A 22,220-nucleotide genomic window follows, 5' to 3' on the forward strand; every position below is an offset into this window, starting at 1 on the left:
CCGCTCACGGCGAATTCCGCGGTTCTGGTTTGATTGACTGGTGCCGATGACATGATGAAACGCTCCTTCTGGCCACGCATGAAGCCAGTATCGACCTTCCAACGATTGGAAGGTCAAGAGCGCATTTCAGTCGCGAGGCGGTTCGATCGAGCCGAACATGGCGTCGGCGAGCGCGCCGGCTTCCTCGCCGCCGCGCTGACGCAAGCCCTCGACCGCGCCGATGCGGTCCGCTTCAGCCTTGTTCTGCGACAGTTTTGCCTTGCCGACCAGCCGCGTCACCTCGATTTCGATGCCGACGATCGCGCCCAGCAATTGATCGATGAAATCGCGCGGCGCGTCGCCCATTTTCCACGGCATTGCTTCGCCCGCTTCCATCTTGCGCGTGAGTTTCGCAACGACGCCGCGCACGTAGGCTTCGTCGTCACGCACGGTGATTCGGCCATGCGCATGCACGACGAGGTAATTCCACGTCGGCACTTGACGGTGGGTTTCCTGCTTGCTCGGATAGAAAGTCGGCGAGATATAACCTTCCGCGCCCTGAAAGATCACCAGCACGTCCTCGCGCGCCCCGACTTCGCGCCACACGGGATTTGCACGCGCCACGTGCGCGCGCAAGGTGCCGTGTTCGCCGATGGCGGGATCGAGTTCGAAAGGAATGTGATTGGCGTCAAGCCCATTCGGGCCACGCGTGACCAATGCGCCAAAAGGATGCGCGGCGATCAGCGCGCGCAGGGCTTCCGGGCGGTTTTCCTCGAAATGGGCGGGAATATACATGCGTCGGACTCGTTCGAAAGGTTCCAAAACATTCATGTTACGCGATGCCGTGAAGCGAGTCTCGACGAGTGGTCAGACGTATTTGCGCGACGAGTAGCGCCTTTTATGCGTGTTGTCTTGCCTATCATCAGCGGATACGTTAAAACCCCAATTTCGAGATCGAATTTTCGGCGCGCTACCTCGGGGATCAGGACGGCGGCGGGCTGCTCGTCTGCGAACCCATCGAAATAAAACCGGATTTCCATTCGAATGAATAAGCACCGACGCTGGACGTTTCCGCTCAACGCCGCTTTATGGGTCAGCACGAGCCTTTCTGCCGCGGCCTTGCTCGCCGGCTGCGCGGGAACCGCGACGCCCGAGGCGGCAAATACGGGCGGCTGGGTAAAAAACCAGGTCGTCGATGCCTACACGTTCGGCTTTCCGCTCGTCGCGTCGGACATCGCGCGGGAACGTGCAAGCGGGGCGGCGCGGCCGGGTCAGGCGCCGCTCAACACGTTCCGCCACGCCATCGCGTTGCCGCCCGCGGGCGCGACCGGCTGGCCGAGCGTCGATACGCTCGATTCCTCCGCGTGGCTCGATGTCTCCGCCGATCCCGTGATCGTGACCGTGCCCGCCGCGCCGCGCGCACGCTATCTCGATACCCGCGCGTTCGATGCATGGAGCAACGCGCTGTATTCGAGCGCCGACACGACGCCGTTTCCGAAGGCGCAACTCATCGCCTTCGTGCCCGCCGGCTTTACGGGCACGCTGCCCGCCGGTGCAACGCGCGTCGAAACGCGCACGCGCTACGTCTGGCTTTCGGTGCGCGTGCGGGTGAACGGCATGCGCGACGTGCGCGAAGTCAGAAAGCTGCAGACGTCGATGCGCATCGATACGCTTACGCCCACCAAGGGCTCGCTCGCCGATCCTACTTCGACCGTGACGGGCGCGTGGCCGGGCAATGCCACGGGCCAGACGCCTAGCGTGCCGCCTTTGCCGAGCGCGGCGCCGACGGCATCGCCCGGCGCGCAGGCCGAAGCGCTCGACGCCAATGCGTTTTTCGCGCGCCTTGCCCGCTCGCTCGACGACAATCCGCCCGCCGCCGACGATGCGCCCGCGATGTCCCGCCTCGCCGATCTCGGCGTGAAGCCGGGCGAACCGGTGCAGTTCAAGAAGGCCGATGCGCCGCTTCTGGCGTCCGGTGTCGCGGATGGCCGCGCGCATCTCGCGACGGCGCCATCGAACGCGATCACGAAGAACGGCTGGACGTGGTTCGGCGACGATGTCGGCAACTACGGCACGGATTACATTCTGCGGGCTTATCTCGCGCGCCATCAGCCGTTTTCGGGGACGAAGGCGGGCGAAGCGAAGCCGGTTGCGCGCGTGGACAGCGACGGCCATCCGCTCAACGGCGCGAACACCTACGTGCTGCACTTCGCGCCGAACCAGTTGCCGCCGGTGCGCGGTTTCTGGACGCTCGCGGCCTACACGAAAGATGGCGCGTTTGCCAACGGCAAGCTGCCGCGTCTGTCGCTAAGCGACCGCGACCGCCTCAAGAAAAACCGCGACGGTTCGGTCGATGTCACCGTATCGGCCGAAGCACCGCCGCGTGCGCGCGCATCGAACTGGCTGCCCGCGCCCGACGGCGACTTTCAGCTGACGATGCGCCTCTACGCGCCCAAACCGCAGGCAAGCGACGGCACGTGGACGCCGCCGGCCGTCGAACGGCAGTGAAGCATTTGATGAACGTTTGCGCGATGCCTCGTCGTATACTCGAAGCATCCTCTACCTGACAGGGCGATGCGCCGCCGCGCGTCGCAGCGCGCATCGAATGGCAAGCGTCACCAAGTCTTCACTGGCCTCGGCCGGGCAAACCCTGCGCGGCGTCGTGCATGCACGGCGTACGCGGCGAATCGCGATTGGCCTGATCGTCTTCGTGGTGGTCATCGGCCTTCTCGGCTTCTTCGTCGCGCCGCCGGTCATTCGTCATATCGCCGAGCAACAGCTTGGCAAGCAACTCGACCGGCCGGTGACCATCCGGCGCATTTGGCTCAATCCCTATTCGCTCGATTTCGAAGCCGATGACGTGCATATCGGCGAAGCGCCCGCGAATCTCGCGAAAGCGCCCGGCGCGGCGGCCGGTTTCGTCGATGTGTCGCGGCTCGTCGTGCGCACGTCGTGGTCGTCCATCTTCCGGCTCGCGCCCGTCGTCAATGAACTGAAGATCGATTCGCCGCGCATCAGCATCGTGCGATTCGACGGCGAGCATTTCAATTTCTCCGATCTGATCGAGAAATTCTCGAAGCCTTCGTCGCCTCCATCGGACAAGCCGGCGCGCTTCTCCGTGTCGAACATTCGCGTGGAGAACGGCCGGATCGTGTTCGACGACCGGCTCCTGAAGGCGAAGCACACCATCGACCAGTTCGCGCTCGGTATCCCCTTCATCGCGACGCTGCCCTCGGCCACCGATATTTTCGTGACGCCGTTATTGCAGGCGCACATCGACGGCTCGCCGCTCGTCGTGAAGGGCCGCACGAAGCCGTTTTCGGAGTCGCGCGAGTCGGAGATCGCGCTCACGCTCGACGGGCTCGACGTGCCGCAGATGGCGTCTTACGCGCCGGCTTCCGTGCCCGTCGCGGTGAAGAGCGGCAAGCTCACGACCGACCTCAACGTGCGCTTTGCCATTGCCGGCGATGCACCGACCATTCGTATCGACGGCACTGCGGATCTGGCCGATCTCGCCGTCACCGATAAAGCGAACGCACCGCTCGTCGCCGCGCGCGCGTTGCATGTGAAGATTGCCAACGCCGAGCCGTTGCGCGATATCTATCATCTCGACGAAGTGACGCTTGCGGGCCCGGATGTACGGCTCGCGCGCGATCCGTCCGGCACGCTCAACGTGCAGAAACTCGCGCCGCCGCCCGCGAAGGCCGAGGTGAAGAAGCCCGAAGCGAAGGACACGCCGCCGCTCGATCTGGCCATCAAGCACGTTGCCATCGACGACGGCAAGATCGCGTTCGATGACCAGTTGATGAAGCAGCGCGTGCAGGAAACACTGACAGGTCTAGCCGTCACGCTCGATGGTTTTTCGACGCTCGACAAGACGCCCGCGCGCTACACGCTCAAGACGGCGTTCGGTCACGGCGGTTCGCTCGGTGCTTCCGGCAACGTCGCGCTGGCCGCCAAGACCGCCGACGTCAAGTTGGCGCTCGAAGCATTGGCGCTGCCGCCGTTGCAGCCTTATATCGCGAATTCGCTGGCGGCGCGCGTGACGAGCGGCACGCTCGGCGCGAATCTGCCGGTGTCGGTCGATTGGTCGAAGCCGGATGCCAACGTGCAGGTCGGCGCGGGCGATGTGAAACTCGACGCGCTCACGCTCGTGCCGAATGCATCGAATGGCGCGGATGCCGCCGCGCCCATCAAGCTCGATGCCGCGCTCGCGAAGATCGTCAAGGTGGATGTGCCCGCGCGTCAGGTCGCGCTCGACAGCGTGCAGTTGAAGGGACTTTCGCTCGATGCCACGCGCCGCAAGGACGGCAGTATCGACCTGGCCGCGCTCGCTGGAGCGCATGAGGTTGCGCCGGAGCCGAGCGCCACGCGCAAGATTCAGAAGGCGCAGGAAGCGGGACCGGCGTGGCGCTATCAAATTGGCCAGATCGCGCTCGATAACGCCTCGGCTAATGTCACCGACTTGACGCCCACGACGCCCGTGAAGCTGCGCATTGCGCCGATGTCGGTTGCCGTGAAGCAGTTCAGCGACGATCTTTCAAAACCGCTCGATGTTACCGGCAAGCTCACGCTCAACGGGCGTGGCGCGCTCGATATAAATGGCACGGTCACGGTCACACCGCTCAAGCTCGCGCTGCATGTGAAGGGCGATCAGGTCGATGCCGCCGCCTTCGAACCGTATTTCGGCGACAAACTCAACGTCGATATCGCAAGCGCGTTCCTCAACGCCAATGGCGATGTCGGCTTGTCGGGCAGTGGCAAGACGCTCGCGGCTTCCTACAAGGGCGATGTTTCGCTGACAGACGTGCGCATGCAGGACAAAGCGACGTCCGACCGTTTCGCCGGCTGGAAACTGCTCGGCCTCACCAACGTAAAGGTGAATTATGGCGAGCGCGGCACGGACGTTGACGCGGCGCGCGTGACCTTCGCGAACTTCTACGGCCGCGTGTTGCTCGACGCGCAAGGCAAGCTGAACCTGAAGAGCGTCGTGGCAAGCGACAACGGCCCGCGGCAATCGGTGACGCGCGATCAGTCGAAGCCCGAGGCATCGGCGGCGGCATCCGCGCCGGTCGCGGCGAGTGCGCCGGTCAAGACGGCGGCTGCCTCCGGTCCTCCGGTGAACATGCGCTTCGGTCAGCTCGTTCTGCAGAACGGCCGTGTCACCTACACCGACAACTTCATCAAGCCCAACTTCACGGCGAATCTCGTGTCGATCAACGGGACCATCGGCGCATTCGGCACGCATTCGACGACGCCCGCGCCCGTCGATGTCGCCGCCAAGCTCGCCGCGAACGGACCGGTTTCGATCAAGGGACAGGTGAATCCGCTCATCGAAAAGCCCGCGCTCGACTTGACCGCGAGCGCGCACGACGTCGAACTCACCAACCTCACGCCGTATTCGTCGAAGTATGCGGGCTATCCGATCACGAAGGGCAAGCTCAACGTCGATCTGCATTACATGCTCGGCGACGACAAGCTCACGGCGAACAATCACCTGTTCATCGACCAGTTGACGTTCGGCGATCACGTCGACAATTCGACGGCGACGAAGTTGCCGGTGCGGCTCGCCGTGTCGTTGCTGAAGAATTCGCGCGGCGAGATCGACGTGAACATTCCCATTTCGGGATCGCTTTCGAATCCGGAGTTTTCTATTGGCGGGCTCGTCTGGCAGGCCATATTGAATCTGGTGCAAAAGGCGGTGACCGCGCCGTTCTCGCTGCTCGCACATGCGTTCGGCGGCAGTGGCGAGGAGCTGAATTACGTCGAATTCGACGCAGGCTCGGCGACGCTCAACGATGCCGCGCAGAAGAAGCTGGAGACGATTTCGAAGGCGCTCGCGGACAAAACGTCGATCAGGCTGGATGTGACGGGGCGCGTCGATCCGAAAGTCGATGAACCCGCGTTACGCAGCGCTTGGCTGGATGGCCAAATCAAACGCGCGAAGGTCCGCGACATGTCGGATGGCGGCGAGAATGTGGACTGGCAGTCGGTGAAGGTATCGGATGCGGATTACGACAAGTATCTGACGAAGGTTTATAAGTCGGCGGATTTCAAGAAGCCGAAGAACTTCATCGGCTTGACGAAGTCGGTGCCGGACGCGGACATGAAGAGCGCGCTGACTGAAAACGCACCGGTCGATGAAGGCGCGTTGCGCGATCTGGCGCAGCGCCGCGCGCAGGCGGTGAAGGAGTACTTCGACGGAAAGATCGACAGCAGCCGGATTTTTGTCGTCGCGCCCAAGCTGAACGCGGACGGGATCAAGGATAAGGGCGCGGGGGAGCGGGTGGAGTTGGGGTTGAAGGGTTGAAGTGAGCGTTGGCTGTATGGACGACCTTTGCCTGCTGCAAGTATTGTTTATTATTTCAATGTCCGGTTCGAACCGGATAACCGCTGAAGAACGGGAGTCAGCCGATGGGAACGAGTTACGAGCAAGACGTGGTGGCATGGGCCGAGGAACAGGCCGCGCTGCTGCGTGAAGGAAAGCTCTCGGCCATCGATATCGAGCATATCGCAGAGGAAATCGAAGACGTGGGCAAGAGCGAGCAACGAGAACTGGCAAGCCGCATGTCGGTGCTGCTAGCGCATTTGTTGAAGTGGCGGTTTCAGCCGGAGAGGCGTAGCACAAGCTCGCGATTTACGATCCGCACGCAGCGCAAAGACGTAATGTATGTTTTGCGAGAAGCACCGAGCCTTAAAGCTAAGTTCGATGACGCGGATTGGATCGACCTTATTTGGTCCAAGGCTAAAAATCTGGCGCAGGCGGAGACGGGAATCGATATCGACGTATTTCCGGAATTGTGTGCTTGGCCAATGATCCAGGCACTCGAACCAGAGTTCTACCCCGGCTGACTTCCCGATGCGCGGGCTTTCTCAGCCCGCGAGCCACCATCTAATGCGCCCCCGCCGCCGCCCCACCGCCGCCACCCTTCGCCACCTTCGTAATCCAAATCAGCGGAATGATCAGAATGAAGATGACCGCTGAAATGAGGAAGATATCGTTGAGTCCCATCATCGCGGCTTGAGTGTTGACGGTGAAGTTGAACATCCCACGCGCCTGGGCTTCACCGATATTCAGCGTCGATTGCGACATGCCGAGCGACTGCAAGAACGCCGGGTTATAAATATTCGCCTGCTCCGTCAGCCGCTCGTGATGCAGCGCGATCCGATGATCCCACTCGTTGCCCGCAAGCGATGTCCCCACCGCGCCGCAAAACACCCGCGCGAAATTCGACAAGCCTGCCGCCGCCGGTATTTTCGATGGCGGCAAGCCCGACAGCACGATGGCCGTGAGCGGCACGAAGAACATCGCCATCGGAATGCCTTGCAGGAGCGTCGGCAGCACGAGATGCCAGGTATCGATCTCGATCACATACTTCGAGCGCAGCCAGAATACGAACGCGAAGCCGACGAATGCCATGGTCGCGATCACGCGTGCGTCGCTGCGCGGCAGCACCTTGCCCATTACCGGCGCGAGAATCACGGCGAAGATGCCGAGCGGCGCGGTGACGAGACCCGCGTCGACGGAACGGTAGTTCAAATACTGCTGCATCCATTGCGGCAACAACACGAGATTGCCGAAAAACACGCCATAAGCGACCGAAATGGCCACCGTGCCGCCGAAAAAATTGCGTCCCGCGAAGAGCCGCAAATCGACGACCGGATTCTCCGCCGTCAGCTCCCACACGACAAAAAACGCGAATGAAATGGCTGCCGTTATCGCGAGAATGACGATGACCGGCGACTGGAACCAGTCCAGATCGCGTCCCTTGTCGAGCATGATCTGCAAGGACGCGACCCACGCGATCAGCAGCCCGAGCCCGACGATATCGATAGGCGCCTTGCGGCTCGGCGACTCGCGGTTGCGGTAGATGATCCACGTCACGCCCGCCGCGAAAATGCCGACCGGGATGTTGATATAGAAGATCCACGACCAAGAATAACTATCCGTGATCCAGCCGCCGAGCGCGGGACCGGCGATCGGGCCGACGGTCGCGGTCATCGCCCAGAGCGAGAGCGCCATCGACGATTTCTCTTTCGGATACGAGCCGAGCAGAATGGCTTGCGAGAGCGGAATCAGCGGCCCGGCCACCGCGCCCTGCAAGACGCGCGCGAAAAGCAGCACAGGCAAATTGGGCGCAAGACCGCACAACCACGAGGAGAGCACGAACATGAGGATCGCGCCGACGAACAGATGAATTTGCCCGAGTCGCTGCGTGAGCCAGCCGGTCAGCGGAATGGAAACCGCGTTCGACGCGGCGAACACCGTAATGACCCAGGTGCCTTCGTTGACCGAGACGCCGAGATTGCCGGAGATGGTCGGAATCGCGACGTTGGCGATCGACGAATCCAGCACGTTCATGAACGTAGCGAGCGCCACGGCGAAAGTGGCGAGCACCAGTTGCCCGCCTTGCAGTGGCGCGGGCGCGGCCGGTTGTCCAGGCGCGGCGGGGTTCGTTCGAGGCGGCGTGCTCAATGCTTTTCCTGTGAGGGCGCCGCGGCGCTTCGACGCGCCGCGGGTGGTGAATCAAGCCGCCAGTGTGCCTGTGCCGTGGGAAAGTTGCTGAACGCCCGCTCATCCCTCACTTCGCCGAAATATCGATTTCCCCCAAATACTTCTTCGCGAACTTGTCGATCGTGCCGTCGGCCTTCACCTTCGCGATGGCCGCGTTGAGTTTGCTCTTCAGCGCATCGTCGCCCTTGCGCACGCCGTACGCAATGCCGCTGCCGAGAATCTTGTCATCCCGCACCGGCGCGCCGACGAACGCAAAGCCGTTGCCGTCGGGCTTCGACAGAAAGCCGGTTTGTCCCGCAGGCGCGAGCACCAGCGTGGCATCGAGCCGGCCGGACTTGAGGTCCGTGTAGACCTGGTTCTGATCCTGATACGGCACGACCTTCACGCCTTCGTTTTCCCAATGCGCCTTGGCAAAGGTCTCCTGGATCGAACCCTGCAACACGCCCACGCTCTTGCCCTTTAGCGACGCGGGCGTCGGTTCGAGTCCACTGCCCGTTTTCGCGATGAGTTGCGTCGGCACGCGATACACCACCGTCGTGAAGTCGATGGCCTGACGGCGCTGGTCGGTCGCGTTCATCGCCGAATTGATGGCGTCGAACTTGCGGCCCTGCAGCGCGGGAATCAACCCGTCGAAAGAGGTCTCGACCCACTTGCAGCTCATCTGCGCCGCCACGCACACGGCGTTGCCGACATCGATATCGAGTCCTTGCAGTTCGCCCGTCGACGCCTTCGACTCGAACGGCGGGTACTGCGCTTCGAGCCCGAAACGCAAGGTATCGGCGGCGAACGCCGCGCCGCTCGCGAACGAGCAGGCAAGGAATAGGGCGGTGGCGGCGTATTTGATCTTCATCGTGTCGTGTCTCGAATGTTTTTAGATGGAGCAAAGGCGGCGCGCGCCTTCGATCAGCGTGTCGTCGTCCTTCGCGAACGAAAGCCGGATCACGCGGTTGTCGGTGCCGTCGGTATAAAACGCGGACAACGGAATGGTCGCCACGCGCGCCTCGCGAATGAGGCGCAGCACGAAGTCGCTGTCGCTTTCATCCGAAATCGCGCTGTAGCGTGCGAGCATGAAGAAACTGCCCGCGCTCGGCAGCAACTCGAAGCGCGATTCCGCGAGCGATGTCGCCAGCAAATCGCGCTTGTGCTGATAGAACGGTCCGAGGTTGAGATAGCTCGATTCGTCGGCGAGCGCTTCGGCGAAAGCCATTTGCATCGGCGTATCGGCGGAAAACGTCATGAACTGGTGAATCTTGCGGATCTCGGCAGTCAACGCGGCTGGCGCGAGACAGTAGCCGACGCGCCAGCCCGTCACGTGATACGACTTGCCGAACGACGACACGATCACGCTGCGCTCGGCCAGTTCCGGGTAGCGCGCCATGCCGTGATGCGGCGCGCCGTCGAAAACTACGTGCTCGTAGACTTCGTCCGAAAGCACGATGATCTTCGTGTCACGCGTGAGCGCCGTGAGACGCGCGATGTCTTCATCGGCGAAGGAGCTGCCGGTCGGATTGTGCGGCGTGTTGACGAGGATCATGCGCGTTTTCGGCGTGATGGCCGCCGCGACTTCGTCCCAGTCGATCTGAAAATTCTCCGCCGATAGCTGGATGGCGATAGGCGTCGCACCCTGAAGCTGCACGATCGGCGCGTAACTGTCGAACGACGGCTCGAAGTAAATTACCTCGTCGCCGGGATGCACGAGCGCGCTAATGGTCGCGTAAAGCCCCTCGCTCGCGCTCGCCACAACCGTCACTTCCGTGCCCGGATCGTACTGCGCGCCATACAGCTTGTGCGTCTTGTCGGCGATGGCTTCACGCAGCGCCAGCACGCCCGACATCGGCGAATACTGGTTATGTCCTGCTCGCATGGCTCGCTCGACGCCTTCGATCAGGCGCGGATCGCATGCGAAGTTCGGCGCGCCTTGAGAAAGATTGAGCGCGTGATGTTCGTCGGCAAGCTGGCCGATCACGGTGAAAATAGTCGTGCCGACGCTCGGCAGCTTCGACTCGGGGATGCAGGCGCTTTGCACGGCAAATGTCTCCGGTATTGCAGTTCGTCGATTGAACCGCGGCAATAAAGCCGGAACAATCGAAACTTTGTCATACTAGCCATGCTTCGAATTCATGGCTACGTAGATAAACCCGCGAACGACCACATGAAACCTTTGCCATCCCTGGACGTGCTGAAGACCTTCCTCGTGGTCGCGCGCAAGCTCAATTTCACGCGCGCCGCCGATGTGTTGAACGTGACGCAAGGCGCGGTGAGCCGCCAGATTGCCGGACTGGAGGCGCATCTCGGCTATGCGCTCTTCGTGCGGCAGGCGCGCGGCCTCGCGCTCACGCATCATGGCGCGTTGCTCATTGCGCCGTTGCAGCAGGCTTTCGAACAGATCGCCGATGCGCTCGCGAAAGGTGGCGCACAGTCCGGAACACTGCGTCTGAAGTGTCCGACCTGCGCCATGCGCTGGGTCTTGCCGCGTGTCATTCGTCTGCAGAACGAGCGTCCGGAACTGGTGATCGAAGTGACAGCAGCCGTGTCGCACAGTGTCGAGTTCAACGCCGAACAGTTCGATGCAGCCATCGTGTTTGGCGCGCCGGCGCCAGCGCAGAAGGGTGTCAGCTCGCACCATCTGTTCGATGAAGTGTTGACGCCCGTCTGTGCGCCCGAGCAGTTCAAGGTTCGGCGGGACCGCGCACCGACGCCCGACGATCTGGCCGGCAAGACGCTTTTGCATCCCACACGCGACCGGCGCGACTGGCTCTTGTGGCTCGGCGCTTATGGTTACGCCGGCCTTCCTTCGATGAAGGCGCAGCATTTCGACACGCTCGATCTCGCCATCACATCGGCGATGCAGGGTCTCGGCGTAACCATCGGCGACTTGTCGCTGATCGAGGACGACTTGCGCGCGAAACGCGTGATCGCGCCGTTTTCGCTGTGTGTGCCGAGCGGCGCGGCGTACTACCTCGTCTACCCCGAGCGGCCCGCGCCGTCGCCGACCTTGCAGCAGTTCGCGACATGGCTGGAAGGGGAGGCGGCACAGACGCGTGAGACGCTCCAGGCTTACACGAACGCCGTGCAAGCCTGAGCACGTGCAACGCTTACATGCCGTGCTTCGTCACCACGGTGTCCCACTGGCCGTTCTTCACCTGATAGAGCGTCGATGACGCGTTCTTCAACGCGCCGTTGTCATCGAATGCGATCGGACCGGTGATGCCATCGAAGGAAATCTTCTTTAGCGCCGGCCGATACACCTTGGGATCGGCGGAACCGGCCTTCTCCATTGCGTTGATCGCGGCCCACGCGGCGTCGTAGCCGAACGGCGCATACGAGAGAATCGCCACGCCGAAGCGCTTCTGGAACTTGTCGCTGAACGCCTTGCCTTGCGGCAGCTTGTCGAGCGGGCTGCCATATTCCCACGCCTGCGCGCCTTCGGCCGCGTCGCCGGCGAGCTTGAGGAAGTCGGCATCCATCACGCCGCCGCCGCCCACGAACTGCGCGGTCATGCCGAGCTGCTTCATGCGCTTGACCACGGCTGCCGCTTGCCGATCCAGTCCGCCGAAGAAAATCAGATCGGCGTTGGCCGCCTTCAGACGCGTGAGCTGCGCGCTGAAGTCGACCGTCTGGTTGTCGCTGAATTCGCGCGCGACGATCGTGCCGCCTTTCGCTTTCACCGCTTTCTCGAACTCGTCGGCTTCGCCCTGACCGAAGGCCGTGCGGTCGTCGATGATGCCGATCTTCTTCGCCTTCGTCGTCGTCACCGCGTAGGCGCCGGCGTTGCCCGCGTTCTGCGCATCGCTCGAAATGACCGTGAAGACGTTTTCCAGGCCACGCGTGGTAATGGTCGGGTTAGTCGCCGCGGGATCGATCAGCGGAATGCCGGCGGTGTTGTAGATCGGCGATGCAGGCAGCGTCGTGCCCGAGTTGAAGTGTCCGACGACCACGGCCACGCCGTCATCCACGAGCTTCTGCGCGGCCTGCACGCCGATGCGCGGGTCGGCCTGATCGTCTTCCGCCGCGATTTCGAACTTCGCCGTCTTGCCGCCGATGCTGATCTTTTTGGCGTTCGCTTCATCGAGCGCGAGCTGCACGCCGTTCTGGAGATCTTTGCCGTAGCCCGCGTTTGCGCCGGTGAGCGGCGCGGCAAAGCCGACTTTCACCGTCATGTCCTCGGCGGCCGCGGCGAACGGCAGCGCGGCAAGCGCGACGGCGGCGCAGACTAGCTTGAGGCTCGTGTGGATACGCATGGTTTCCTCTCCTTGTTGGTCTGACTGACTGTTTCGACTATCGAATGGGACATCGCCACAAGTGCGCCGGCAAGAAGGGCTTTCCCCTCGCGCGCATCCGGCGCACGGTGAACGAGGCGGGACATGCGCAATTTAGGGAGCCAAATTCGCCGCGTCTTGTTGTTAAGTCGCGTGACGGATGCGGATTTCGGCATAGCGTCGGCGGACCGAATACCCAAGCGGGATGCGGCACTGCGGGATTTGGAGCAAGTCGCGCCACGACGATTCGCGCCGCGTCCCGAGAGCCTCCTGTCGCGTCGATGAAAACGCGGCCCTTGACAGAGTGCATATGCACAAATATGCTGAACGGCATGGCTACGAATCCGAACTCTTCCCTCTTCGATTGCAACTGCTTTGCAATCCGTCAGGCCGCGCGCTATGTCTCGCAGTTGTACGAGCGGCATCTGAACGTGGCCGGCATCACGGCCGCGCAATACACGCTCATGTTGGCTATCGCGCGCCGGCCCGATGTGTCGATGGCGGATCTCGCCGACGCCATGGTCATGGACCGCACCACGCTCGTTCGCGCGCTCAAGCCTTTGCAACGCGATGGCATCGTCGAAGCGGAGCAGCAGGCGGCGAGTTCGCGTGCAGTCGGGCTGCGGCTGACGTCGCAAGGCAAGGAGACGCTCAAGAAAGCGGTCGAGCAATGGCGCATCGCGCAGGCCGAGTTCGAAGCGAAGTTCGGAGAGAAGCGCGCGAAGGCCTTGCGTCAATCGCTATTCGAACTGACCGCGACGGCTTGAGGCGAAAGCACGAGTGCTGCAAGTCTGGCTCAAGAGCGCGGCTTGTTGTGCGCTTCATCGAAGCCCGCCGCCGCTTCCTGCACGTCGGGCGGAAAGTCGCCGAACTCCATGACTTGCCGCACTTCGATCACCTCGTTGTCCGACGCGGGACAACGCTTCGCCCATTCGATCGCCTCTTCGCGCGATTTGACCTGCAGCATCCAGTAACCGCCCAGCACTTCCTTGGCTTCGGCGAAAGGGCCGTCGACGACGCGCGGCTTGCCGCCTTCGAACGAAACGCGCGCGCCCATCGAAGGGGGATGCAGTCCGTCGAGCGCGAGCAACACGCCTGCCTTCTGCAGTTCTTCGTTGTACTTCATCATTGAGGCGACGGCTTCGGCGGAGGGCAGCGTGCCCGGTTGCGCGCTTTCGTAGCCGCGCGGGATCATCAGCATCATGAAACGCATGGAATGCTCCTCGATAAGTTGCAAGCGTGGCATTTCCCCGCTCACACCATACGACGAGCCAGCCGCAAGCAAATCGACAGACGCGCGCCTTAAGCGTTTATCCCTAGCCGATTCCGGTTGCTTTAAGCGCGTCTCGCGCCGAATAATGTAATCCATTACATCTCGTTCGCCGCGGTGGCGCGCAGCATGTCGGATACGGTTCGTACACGCGAGGAAGTATCGATAGCGGATGTCGCCGAGCGCGCGGGCGTGTCGGTGGCGACGGTATCGCGCGTGCTCAACGGCCATGCGAACGTGCGCGAGACGACGCGCGAAAAAGTGCGCGTGGCGGTCGCTGCGAGCGGTTACCGCATCAACGAACTTGCGCGCAATCTCCGCACGGCGGAAAGCCGTCTGCTGCTCACCATGGTGCCGGACTTCGGCAATCCGTTTTATGCGGCTATCGTACGTGGCATCGACAGCGTGGCGCGACAAAACGGCTATTTCATGCTGATGTGCGATACCGGCGCCGACCCCTTGCGCGAGCGCAGTTACTTCGACCTGTTACGCGGACGCCGCGCGGATGGCGCAATCTGTCTCGACCCCGCCGCCGTGCAAAAGGCGCTTGCCGAAGAGGCCTCGACCTTGCCGTGGGTAGCGTGCTGCGAATTCGATCCGGGCGCGGGCGTGCCTTACGTGGGCATCGACAATCATCTTGCAGCGGGCGATGTCGTGCGGTATCTGCTTGGCAAGGGACACGAACGCATCGCGCTCATCAACTCGGGACACGGCTATCTGTACGGACGCCAGCGGCTGGCCGGTTATCGCGATGCGCTTCGGGACGCGGGTATCGAAGCCAATCCGGCGTGGCAGGTCGAACTCGAAAGCCTCGATTACGACGCCGGCGAACGCGCGGCCACGCAGCTTGCCTCGCTTGGCGAGCGCACAAGACCGACCGCGATCTTCGCCGTTTCAGACACGCTCGCCATCGGCGTGATGAACGGTCTGCGCGGCGTCGGCTTGCGCGTACCGGAAGATGTCGCGGTAGTGGGCTTCGACGATATCGCGGTGGCCGCACATGTCTATCCGCCGCTTACCACTGTCTCGCAGCCTATGCAGGCGCTCGGTGAAACGGCGGCGGAACTGCTGCTCAAGCGCCTGCGCGATCCACGCGCGGACGTGCCGGGCGTGCTGCTGCCGCATCGACTCATTCAACGAAGGAGCGCGTGAAAATGAGCCTTGCCGTGCGCTTCGAGGGGATCGAAAAGCAGTTCGGGCCGGTGCGCGTGCTGCACGGCGTGAGCTTCGATCTGAAGCCGGGACGCATCCACGGCTTGCTTGGCGAAAACGGCGCGGGCAAGTCCACGCTCATGAAAATCCTCGCTGGCTACGAGCGCGCCAACGCAGGCGAGATGGTGATCGACGGAAGACGAGCCGACTTCAGAAGTTCGCGTGAAGCGGAACATGCCGGCATCGTGCTGATCCACCAGGAACTGAACCTCGCGGATCATCTCAGCATCACGCAGAACATGTTTCTCGGGCACGAGTTGCGGCGCGGCTTTTTTCTCGATGAACCGGCCATGCGCGATGCCGCCCGCGACGCGCTCACCGAAGTCGGCCTGCACAAGAACCCGGACACGCGCGTGCGCGACTTGATCGTCGCGGAAAAGCAGTTGGTCGAGATTGCCAAGGCGATGCTGCGCAATGCGCGCCTGCTCATCATGGACGAGCCCACCGCGACGCTCACGCCTTCGGAAACGCAGCGTCTTTTTGCGCTGATGGCACGGCTGAAGGAAGCGGGCGTGACCATCGTCTATATCTCGCACAAGCTCGACGAAGTGGAGCGCGTGACCGACGAAGTGATCGTCATGCGCGATGGCCGCTTCGTCGCGCGCTCGCCGACCGATGAAATCACGCGTCATCAGATGGCGAACCTGATGGTCGGCCGCGAAGTCTCTGACATGTTCCCGGACAAGCCGCCGCTCGCCGCCGATGCGCCCGTCGCCTTCAAGGTCGATCAAGCGTCGGTGCCGGGCTGGGCGGAAGGCGTGAGCTTCTCGGTGCGCGCGGGCGAAGTGTTCGGCTTCGCGGGTCTCGTCGGCGCGGGACGCACGGAACTCTTCGAAGCGCTCGTGGGTTTGCGGCCGCTGAGCGCGGGAACCATCGCGATTGAAAATGGCACCGTGAAGCTCAAAAGCCCGCGCGACGCCATGCGCCACGGCATCACTTACTTGAGCGAAGACCGCAAGGGACGCGGCCTGCATGTCGACATGGCGTTGAAAGACAATCTCACGATGATGACGCTGGAACGCTACGCGCATCCGCTCGTCGACATGCACGCGGAACGCGTGGCGCTCGATGTCGCCGTGAAGGACTTCGGCATACGCACGGGCAACGCGAAGAGCCGCGCGCGCATGCTCTCGGGCGGCAATCAGCAGAAGCTCGCGCTCGCCAAGTTCCTGCATCCCGATCCGCGCGTGATTGTGCTCGACGAGCCGACGCGCGGCGTCGATGTCGGCGCCAAACGCGACATCTATTTCCTGATCCATCGCCTGGCCGCCGAAGGCCGCGCGGTGATCGTGATCTCTTCCGAGCTGATCGAACTCATCGGGCTTTGTCATCGCGTCGCGGTGATGCGCGCGGGTGAGCTCGTCGCGACGCTCGGCATGGAACTCCTGACCGAAGAGAGGTTGATCGCGCATGCGACCGGCACACACTGAAGACACCGCGCAGGAAAGCCGCCTCGCCGCCTACTCACGCATACTGTTCGGCGTCGGGCCGCTGATCGGGCTGATCGCGCTTTGCGTCGGCGGAACCATGCTCAACGGCGACTTCGCCACTTTCGACAACGCCATGAACGTGCTCACGCGCACATCGTTCATCGGCATCATCGCGGTGGGGATGACCTTCGTCATCATCTCGGGCGGGATCGACCTGTCGGTCGGGTCAATGGCCGCGCTCATCGCGGGCAGCATGATCTACATGATGAACGGGCTGCTGCAGGGCGTGCGCGGACATGCCGTGCCGCCGCTCGCGATTCTCGCGCTCGGCATCGTGCTGGCGCTCGTGCTCGGTGCGTTGTTCGGGCTCGCGCATGGCTTGCTCGTGACCAAGGGGCGCATCGAGCCGTTCATCGTCACGCTGGGAACGCTCGGCGTGTTTCGCGCGCTTCTGACATGGCTCGCGGATGGCGGCGCGCTCACGCTCGACAATTCGCTCGTCGATCTCTACGGCCCGGTCTATTACGCGAGTCTCTTCGGCGTGCCCGTGCCGATCTGGGTGTTCCTGATCGTCGCGGCGGGCGGCGCTATCGTGCTCAATCGCACGGTGTTCGGGCGTCACGTGCAGGCTATCGGCTCGAACGAACAGGTTGCGCGTTATGCGGCCATTCGCGTGGATCAGGTGAAGATCGCGACCTACGTGCTGCTTGGACTGTGCGTCGCGGTCGCGACCGTGCTCTACGTGCCGCGGCTCGGTTCGGCCACGCCGACCACCGGCCTCTTATGGGAGCTCGAAGCCATCGCGGCCGTGGTGGTGGGCGGCACCGCGCTCAGAGGCGGCGAAGGGCGCGTGATCGGCACGGTCATCGGCGCGATTCTGCTTTCGGTCATCAACAACATCTTGAACCTGACGAGCATCATCAGCGTGTATCTGAATGCGGCGGTGCAGGGCGCCGTGATCATTTTCGTGGCCTTCCTGCAGCGTGGACGTCGATAGAAGTATCTAAAACACAGGAGACATCGTCATGAAACTCGTGCTTCGCGCGCTCGCCGCGCTTACCTTGACGGCGAGCGCGTTCGCCGTTTCCACGTCCGTATCCGCTGCCGATAAAGTCGTGCTCGGCGTCGCCATTCCGACCGCGACGCACGGCTTCACGGGCGGTATCGTCTGGTGGGCCAACGAAGCGAAGAAGGAACTGGAGAAGGCGCATCCCGACCTCAAAGTGATCGTGAAGACGGCGGCCGGCGCGCCCGAACAGGCCAACCAGTTGCAGGATCTCGTGACGGTCAACAAGATCAATGCGCTCGTGATTTTCCCGTTCGAATCGGCGTCGCTCACGCAGCCGGTCGCGCAGGTGAAGAAGAAAGGCGTGTACGTGACGGTCGTGGATCGCGGCTTGACCGACACCAGCGCGCAGGACGCGTACGTCGCCGGCGACAACACCGCGTTCGGCAAGCTGCCCGCCGAATATCTCGCGAAGACGCTGGACAACAAGGGCGATATCGTCGCGTTGCGCGGCATTCCGACGACCCTCGACAACGAACGCTGGGCCGCGTTCGAAGGCGTGATCAAGCAGCATCCGGACATGAAGATTCTCGATGCGAAATACGCCAATTGGAATCGCGATGACGCCTTCAAGACCATGCAGGACTATCTCACGCGCTTCAAGCACATCGACGCCGTGTGGGCCGCCGACGACGACATGATGATCGGCGTACTGAAGGCGATCGAGCAGGCAAAGCGCACCGATATCAAGGAAGTGTTCGGCGGCGCGGGATCGAAGGAAGCGGTCAAGCGCATCATGGATGGCGACAAGCTCGTAAAGGCCGACGTCTCGTACTCGCCGAAGTTCATCTACGACGCGATCAAGCTCACCGCCGAAGCGCGCCTGAAGGGCGACAAGCTGCCGCCGACCACGATCATTCCCTCGGTGCTCATCACGAAGGAGAACGCCAAGCAGTTCTATTACCCGAACTCGCCGTTCTGAGTGGCGGGCCGGTTTCGACCGGCCCTTCGCGTTGTTCAAATATCGAGGCGAAAGATGAAGACCATCAAGGGCCCCGCGATCTTTCTCGCGCAATTCATGGGCGACGACGTGCCGTTCGACTCGCTCGCGCATCTCGCGTCGTGGGCGAAAGGACTCGGCTACGCGGGCATTCAGGTGCCGGCGGATCCGCGTCTGATCGATCTGGAGAAGGCCGCATCCAGCGATGCGTATTGCGACGACATTCGCCGCACCGTCGAGGATGCGGGCGTCGCGATCACCGAACTGTCTACGCATCTGCAAGGGCAACTGGTCGCGGTGCATCCGGCCTACGACACCTTGTTCGATGGCTTCGCCGCGCCCCATGTGCGAGGCAATCCGGCCGCGCGCACCGAATGGGCGACCGGGCAATTGAAGTACGCGGCGGCGGCATCGAAACGGCTCGGGCTCGCCGCGCATGTGACCTTTTCGGGCGCGCTCGCGTGGCCGTATTTCTATCCGTGGCCGCAGCGTCCGGCGGGTCTCGTCGAAGCCGCATTCGAGGAACTTGCCGCGCGCTGGCGACCGATCCTCGATGAGTTCGAGCACGCGGGCGTCGACGTGTGTTACGAACTGCACCCCGGCGAAGACCTCCACGATGGCGTGACCTTCGAGCGCTTTCTCGCGGCGGTGGATGACCATCCGCGCGCGAATATCCTGTTCGATCCGAGTCACTTCGTTTTGCAGCAACTCGATTATCTGGCGTTCATCGACATCTATCACGCGCGCATCAAGGCGTTTCATGTGAAGGACGCGGAGTTCCGGCCGAATGGCCGCCAAGGCGTGTACGGCGGATATTCGGGATGGGTCGAGCGCGCCGGGCGTTTTCGCTCGTTAGGCGACGGGCAGATCGACTTCAAGGCGATCTTCTCGAAGATGGCGCAATACGATTTCCCAGGCTGGGCCGTGCTTGAATGGGAATGCGCGTTGAAGCATCCGGAAGACGGCGCGCGCGAAGGCGCGGTGTTTATCCGCGATCACATCATCCGCGTGGCCGAACGCGCCTTCGACGACTTCGCGGGCAGCGGCGCGAATCGCGAGCAGTTGCGCGGCGTGCTCGGCATGGGAGAAACGCGATGAAGCGCGTGCGGCTGGGCATGGTAGGCGGCGGCGAGGGCGCGTTCATCGGCGCGGTGCACCGGATCGCGGCGCGGCTCGACGACCGTTATGAGTTGGTGGCGGGCGCGTTGTCATCGGACCCGCAGCGCGCGGCGGCGAGCGCATCGGCAATCGGTTTGCCGCGCAGCTATGGCGATTATCGCGAAATGGCGCGAGTCGAGGCGGGGCGTTCGGACGGCGTGGAAGCGGTGGCTATCGTCACGCCGAATCATCTGCATGCGCCCATTGCCACGGCGTTTCTCGAAGCCGGCATCCACGTGATCTGCGACAAGCCGCTCGCGGTATCGCTGGCCGAAGGCGAGGCGCTGCAAAAGCTCGCGCGCGACAAGGGGCTGGTGTTCGCGGTGACATACACGTACACGGGCTATCCGCTCGTGCGGCATGCGCGCGGCATGGTGCGGCAGGGATTGCTCGGCGATATCCGCGTGGTGCAGGTCGAATATGCGCAGGACTGGCTTTCGTTGCCGGTGGAAACGCAGGCGAACCGTCAGGCCGTGTGGCGCACCGATCCCGCGCTCGCGGGGCCGGCGGGATGCCTCGGCGATATCGGCACGCACGCGTATCAGCTTGCCGACTACGTGACGGGGATGCGGCCGTCGGAGTTGGCGGCGGAAGTGACGACGTTCGTGGCGGGGCGGCGTATCGACGATCACGTGCAAGCGATGCTGCGCTACGCGAACGGCGCGCGCGGCATGTTGTGGGCGAGCCAGGTCGCGGCGGGCGAAGAGAACGCGTTGCGCCTGCGCGTTTATGGCACGAAGGCCGGTTTAATGTTCGATCAGCAGGAGCCGAACGAATTGTGGTTCACGCCGGTGGGCGGCGCGTCGCAGCGAATCACGCGCGGACGCGTGCAAAGCGCCGAGGCGCTGCACGCGACGCGGGTTCCGGCGGGGCATCCGGAAGGGTATCTAGAGGCGTTCGCGCAGCTTTATACGGATGCGGCGGCGTGTATCGCTAGCGGGACGACGCAGGGGGATGACTGGTTGACCACGGTCGACGATGGCGTCGCGGGGTTGAGGTTCGTGGAGGCGGTGTTGAGGAGTAGTGGGAGGGATGGGGCTTGGGTGGGGGTATCTGACTGAAGCGGTGTGCCTGCTTCAAGTCAACGACACAGTGCTATTTCCAATGGTAGGCTCTTGTCATTCATTCCCGAATGACGATCAAGGCGTTTCCTTAGCGGCCGGACCTTGAGCATCGTTTGACGCTATCGAGGTGGCAGCAGGTGGCAGCGACACTCCCTGTAATGACCGAGGCACGAATCAATCCCGCGATACTTTCCTGGGCGCTCGAGCGTTCGGGTATCGACGCGCCCGCACTGGCCGACAAGCTGGGAACACCGGCTGCACGCGTCTCTTCGTGGGAAGCCGGCGTGCGAATGCCTACTTTCAGGCAGGCCAAGCGGATTGCGGAGCTTACGCATATACCCTTTGGCTACCTCTATCTTGCCGAGCCGCCTGAAGAACCCCTGCCCATTGCAGATTTCCGGACTGTCGGCGATGGTCCGCTCAAGCCGCTCAGCACGAATTTCCGCGAGTTGATAAACGACGTCTTGAGGAAGCAAGCGTGGTTCAGGGAATACCGGCAGCAGCAGGGCGAGCCAACGCTAGATTTTCCCGGACGGCTCGACATGCGCAGCGCCGCCACCACCGTCGCGGCCAATATGAAACGCGCGCTCAAGATAACCGCGCAGGACCGCGCCGAAAGCGGCAACTGGGAAGACTACTTGCGCTTGTTGATCGGGCGCATCGAGGCGGCGGGCGTTCTCGTCATGCGTTCGGGAATCGTCGGGAACAATACGCATCGTCCGCTTTCGGTCGATGAGTTTCGTGGCTTCGCCATTGCCGATGAACTTGCGCCCGTCATCTTCCTGAATGCGAGGGACGCAAAGGCCGCCCAGATCTTCACGGTGATACACGAACTGGCTCATATCTGGCTCGGGGCGAGCGGTATATCCAACGAGCGGCTCGGGGACGTCAAGGCGCGCGATAGCGACATCGAACGTCAATGCAACGCTGCCGCGGCCGAATTCCTCGTTCCCGCCGAGGAGCTTCGCGGCCGCTGGACGCCGCGTCAGGACTTCGCAGCGCAAGTGCGCGAGCTCGCGCGAATGTTCAAGGTAAGCGGAATCGTGATCGGTCGTCGCGCGGTCGAACTGCGCTTCGCGACGTGGGACGAATTCAGCCGCTTCTACGAATCCGAACGTCGAGACTGGGCCGCGGCCGGAGCGCGCAGGACTCGCGGCGGCAATGCCTACAAGACGCTGGCGGTCAGAAACAGCAAGTTACTCACGAAGGCGGTACTGGAATCGGCTCTCGAAGGCCGCATGCTGCTGCGCGACGCAGGCAGCATGCTTGGAATCAGTCCTGCAAAGCTCAGACAACTCGCGGACAGTGTGTACGGGGAAAAGTAAGC

At 62.8% G+C, this 22,220-nt stretch carries 18 protein-coding genes; 12 read left to right on the forward strand and 6 right to left on the reverse strand.

The window, feature by feature from the left end:
- Positions 1 to 126: 126 nt before the first annotated feature.
- Positions 127 to 774: an FMN-binding negative transcriptional regulator gene (locus LDZ28_RS14420; protein ID WP_244829059.1), complete on the reverse strand. Its 648-nt coding sequence runs from the start codon at positions 772 to 774 to the stop codon at positions 127 to 129.
- Between the two features lie 249 nt (positions 775 to 1,023).
- Between LDZ28_RS14420 and LDZ28_RS14425 the strand changes: the two genes are divergently transcribed.
- The 3 genes from LDZ28_RS14425 (at position 1,024) to LDZ28_RS14435 (ending at position 6,831) form a co-directional block, all read left to right on the forward strand.
- Positions 1,024 to 2,487, forward strand: a complete 1,464-nt coding sequence (locus LDZ28_RS14425; RefSeq protein ID WP_244829060.1) for a DUF1254 domain-containing protein — start codon at positions 1,024 to 1,026, stop codon at positions 2,485 to 2,487.
- A gap of 97 nt (positions 2,488 to 2,584) precedes the next feature.
- The gene (locus tag LDZ28_RS14430; RefSeq protein ID WP_244829061.1) at positions 2,585 to 6,289 is read left to right on the forward strand and encodes a DUF748 domain-containing protein; all 3,705 of its coding nucleotides are present in this window, start codon (positions 2,585 to 2,587) and stop codon (positions 6,287 to 6,289) included.
- 104 nt (positions 6,290 to 6,393) lie between these two features.
- The gene (locus LDZ28_RS14435; protein ID WP_244829062.1) at positions 6,394 to 6,831 is read left to right on the forward strand and encodes a DUF29 domain-containing protein; all 438 of its coding nucleotides are present in this window, start codon (positions 6,394 to 6,396) and stop codon (positions 6,829 to 6,831) included.
- A 40-nt stretch (positions 6,832 to 6,871) separates the two neighbouring features.
- Here LDZ28_RS14435 and LDZ28_RS14440 read toward each other — a convergent pair whose 3' ends face one another.
- From LDZ28_RS14440 to LDZ28_RS14450, 3 genes are all read right to left on the reverse strand, one after another.
- Entirely contained in the window at positions 6,872 to 8,455 is a 1,584-nt protein-coding gene (locus LDZ28_RS14440; RefSeq protein ID WP_244829063.1) for a DHA2 family efflux MFS transporter permease subunit, read from the reverse strand.
- A gap of 106 nt (positions 8,456 to 8,561) precedes the next feature.
- On the reverse strand, positions 8,562 to 9,344 hold the full coding sequence (locus tag LDZ28_RS14445) for an ABC transporter substrate-binding protein (RefSeq protein WP_244829064.1): 783 nt from the start codon (positions 9,342 to 9,344) through the stop codon (positions 8,562 to 8,564).
- A gap of 21 nt (positions 9,345 to 9,365) precedes the next feature.
- Positions 9,366 to 10,520 (reverse strand): methionine aminotransferase, encoded by a 1,155-nt coding sequence (locus tag LDZ28_RS14450; RefSeq protein ID WP_244829065.1) that lies wholly within the window; start codon positions 10,518 to 10,520, stop codon positions 9,366 to 9,368.
- A gap of 126 nt (positions 10,521 to 10,646) precedes the next feature.
- On the opposite strand from LDZ28_RS14450, the gene LDZ28_RS14455 reads away from it, so the two are divergent.
- Entirely contained in the window at positions 10,647 to 11,576 is a 930-nt protein-coding gene (locus LDZ28_RS14455) for a LysR substrate-binding domain-containing protein (protein WP_244829066.1), read from the forward strand.
- A 13-nt stretch (positions 11,577 to 11,589) separates the two neighbouring features.
- On the opposite strand, the gene LDZ28_RS14460 is transcribed toward LDZ28_RS14455, so the two are convergent.
- A complete protein-coding gene (locus LDZ28_RS14460) occupies positions 11,590 to 12,735 on the reverse strand; it encodes a branched-chain amino acid ABC transporter substrate-binding protein (RefSeq protein ID WP_244829067.1) in 1,146 nt (381 codons plus the stop codon).
- Between the two features lie 350 nt (positions 12,736 to 13,085).
- Between LDZ28_RS14460 and LDZ28_RS14465 the strand changes: the two genes are divergently transcribed.
- Positions 13,086 to 13,520 carry a MarR family winged helix-turn-helix transcriptional regulator gene (locus tag LDZ28_RS14465; protein ID WP_244829068.1) on the forward strand — a complete coding sequence of 145 codons (435 nt, stop codon included), beginning with the start codon at positions 13,086 to 13,088 and terminating at the stop codon, positions 13,518 to 13,520.
- Between the two features lie 29 nt (positions 13,521 to 13,549).
- On the opposite strand, the gene LDZ28_RS14470 is transcribed toward LDZ28_RS14465, so the two are convergent.
- Complete coding sequence (locus LDZ28_RS14470; RefSeq protein ID WP_244829069.1) at positions 13,550 to 13,966, reverse strand: YciI family protein; 417 nt, start codon at positions 13,964 to 13,966, stop codon at positions 13,550 to 13,552.
- A 186-nt stretch (positions 13,967 to 14,152) separates the two neighbouring features.
- Between LDZ28_RS14470 and LDZ28_RS14475 the strand changes: the two genes are divergently transcribed.
- The 7 genes from LDZ28_RS14475 to LDZ28_RS14505 all read left to right on the forward strand — a co-directional run bounded on the left by LDZ28_RS14475 (position 14,153) and on the right by LDZ28_RS14505 (position 22,218).
- Positions 14,153 to 15,175 carry a LacI family DNA-binding transcriptional regulator gene (locus LDZ28_RS14475; RefSeq protein ID WP_244829070.1) on the forward strand — a complete coding sequence of 341 codons (1,023 nt, stop codon included), beginning with the start codon at positions 14,153 to 14,155 and terminating at the stop codon, positions 15,173 to 15,175.
- A 2-nt stretch (positions 15,176 to 15,177) separates the two neighbouring features.
- Entirely contained in the window at positions 15,178 to 16,665 is a 1,488-nt protein-coding gene (locus tag LDZ28_RS14480; RefSeq protein ID WP_244829071.1) for a sugar ABC transporter ATP-binding protein, read from the forward strand.
- Positions 16,646 to 17,662: an ABC transporter permease gene (locus LDZ28_RS14485; RefSeq protein WP_244829072.1), complete on the forward strand. Its 1,017-nt coding sequence runs from the start codon at positions 16,646 to 16,648 to the stop codon at positions 17,660 to 17,662. Before LDZ28_RS14480 ends, LDZ28_RS14485 begins: the two co-directional genes overlap by 20 nt.
- Before the next feature lie 28 nt (positions 17,663 to 17,690).
- On the forward strand, positions 17,691 to 18,653 hold the full coding sequence (locus LDZ28_RS14490) for a substrate-binding domain-containing protein (protein WP_244829073.1): 963 nt from the start codon (positions 17,691 to 17,693) through the stop codon (positions 18,651 to 18,653).
- Positions 18,654 to 18,707: 54 nt separating this feature from the next.
- Positions 18,708 to 19,769, forward strand: coding sequence for a sugar phosphate isomerase/epimerase (locus LDZ28_RS14495; RefSeq protein ID WP_244829074.1), 1,062 nt, complete (start codon positions 18,708 to 18,710; stop codon positions 19,767 to 19,769).
- Positions 19,766 to 20,890, forward strand: a complete 1,125-nt coding sequence (locus tag LDZ28_RS14500; protein WP_244829075.1) for a Gfo/Idh/MocA family protein — start codon at positions 19,766 to 19,768, stop codon at positions 20,888 to 20,890. The genes LDZ28_RS14495 and LDZ28_RS14500 overlap by 4 nt, the downstream gene beginning before the upstream one ends.
- Before the next feature lie 161 nt (positions 20,891 to 21,051).
- A complete protein-coding gene (locus LDZ28_RS14505) occupies positions 21,052 to 22,218 on the forward strand; it encodes an XRE family transcriptional regulator (protein ID WP_244829076.1) in 1,167 nt (388 codons plus the stop codon).
- Positions 22,219 to 22,220 lie beyond the last annotated feature (2 nt).

The organism is Caballeronia sp. TF1N1 (assembly GCF_022878925.1).
Lineage (GTDB): Bacteria > Pseudomonadota > Gammaproteobacteria > Burkholderiales > Burkholderiaceae > Caballeronia.

Coding starts and splice junctions, on each gene's coding strand:
- LDZ28_RS14420 (WP_244829059.1), bottom strand. CDS start 774: ATGTATATTCCCGCCCATTTCGAGGAAAACCGCCCGGAAGCCCTGCGC.
- LDZ28_RS14425 (WP_244829060.1), top strand. CDS start 1,024: ATGAATAAGCACCGACGCTGGACGTTTCCGCTCAACGCCGCTTTATGG.
- LDZ28_RS14430 (WP_244829061.1), top strand. CDS start 2,585: ATGGCAAGCGTCACCAAGTCTTCACTGGCCTCGGCCGGGCAAACCCTG.
- LDZ28_RS14435 (WP_244829062.1), top strand. CDS start 6,394: ATGGGAACGAGTTACGAGCAAGACGTGGTGGCATGGGCCGAGGAACAG.
- LDZ28_RS14445 (WP_244829064.1), bottom strand. CDS start 9,344: ATGAAGATCAAATACGCCGCCACCGCCCTATTCCTTGCCTGCTCGTTC.
- LDZ28_RS14455 (WP_244829066.1), top strand. CDS start 10,647: ATGAAACCTTTGCCATCCCTGGACGTGCTGAAGACCTTCCTCGTGGTC.
- LDZ28_RS14460 (WP_244829067.1), bottom strand. CDS start 12,735: ATGCGTATCCACACGAGCCTCAAGCTAGTCTGCGCCGCCGTCGCGCTT.
- LDZ28_RS14465 (WP_244829068.1), top strand. CDS start 13,086: ATGGCTACGAATCCGAACTCTTCCCTCTTCGATTGCAACTGCTTTGCA.
- LDZ28_RS14470 (WP_244829069.1), bottom strand. CDS start 13,966: ATGCGTTTCATGATGCTGATGATCCCGCGCGGCTACGAAAGCGCGCAA.
- LDZ28_RS14475 (WP_244829070.1), top strand. CDS start 14,153: ATGTCGGATACGGTTCGTACACGCGAGGAAGTATCGATAGCGGATGTC.
- LDZ28_RS14480 (WP_244829071.1), top strand. CDS start 15,178: ATGAGCCTTGCCGTGCGCTTCGAGGGGATCGAAAAGCAGTTCGGGCCG.
- LDZ28_RS14485 (WP_244829072.1), top strand. CDS start 16,646: ATGCGACCGGCACACACTGAAGACACCGCGCAGGAAAGCCGCCTCGCC.
- LDZ28_RS14490 (WP_244829073.1), top strand. CDS start 17,691: ATGAAACTCGTGCTTCGCGCGCTCGCCGCGCTTACCTTGACGGCGAGC.
- LDZ28_RS14495 (WP_244829074.1), top strand. CDS start 18,708: ATGAAGACCATCAAGGGCCCCGCGATCTTTCTCGCGCAATTCATGGGC.
- LDZ28_RS14500 (WP_244829075.1), top strand. CDS start 19,766: ATGAAGCGCGTGCGGCTGGGCATGGTAGGCGGCGGCGAGGGCGCGTTC.
- LDZ28_RS14505 (WP_244829076.1), top strand. CDS start 21,052: ATGACCGAGGCACGAATCAATCCCGCGATACTTTCCTGGGCGCTCGAG.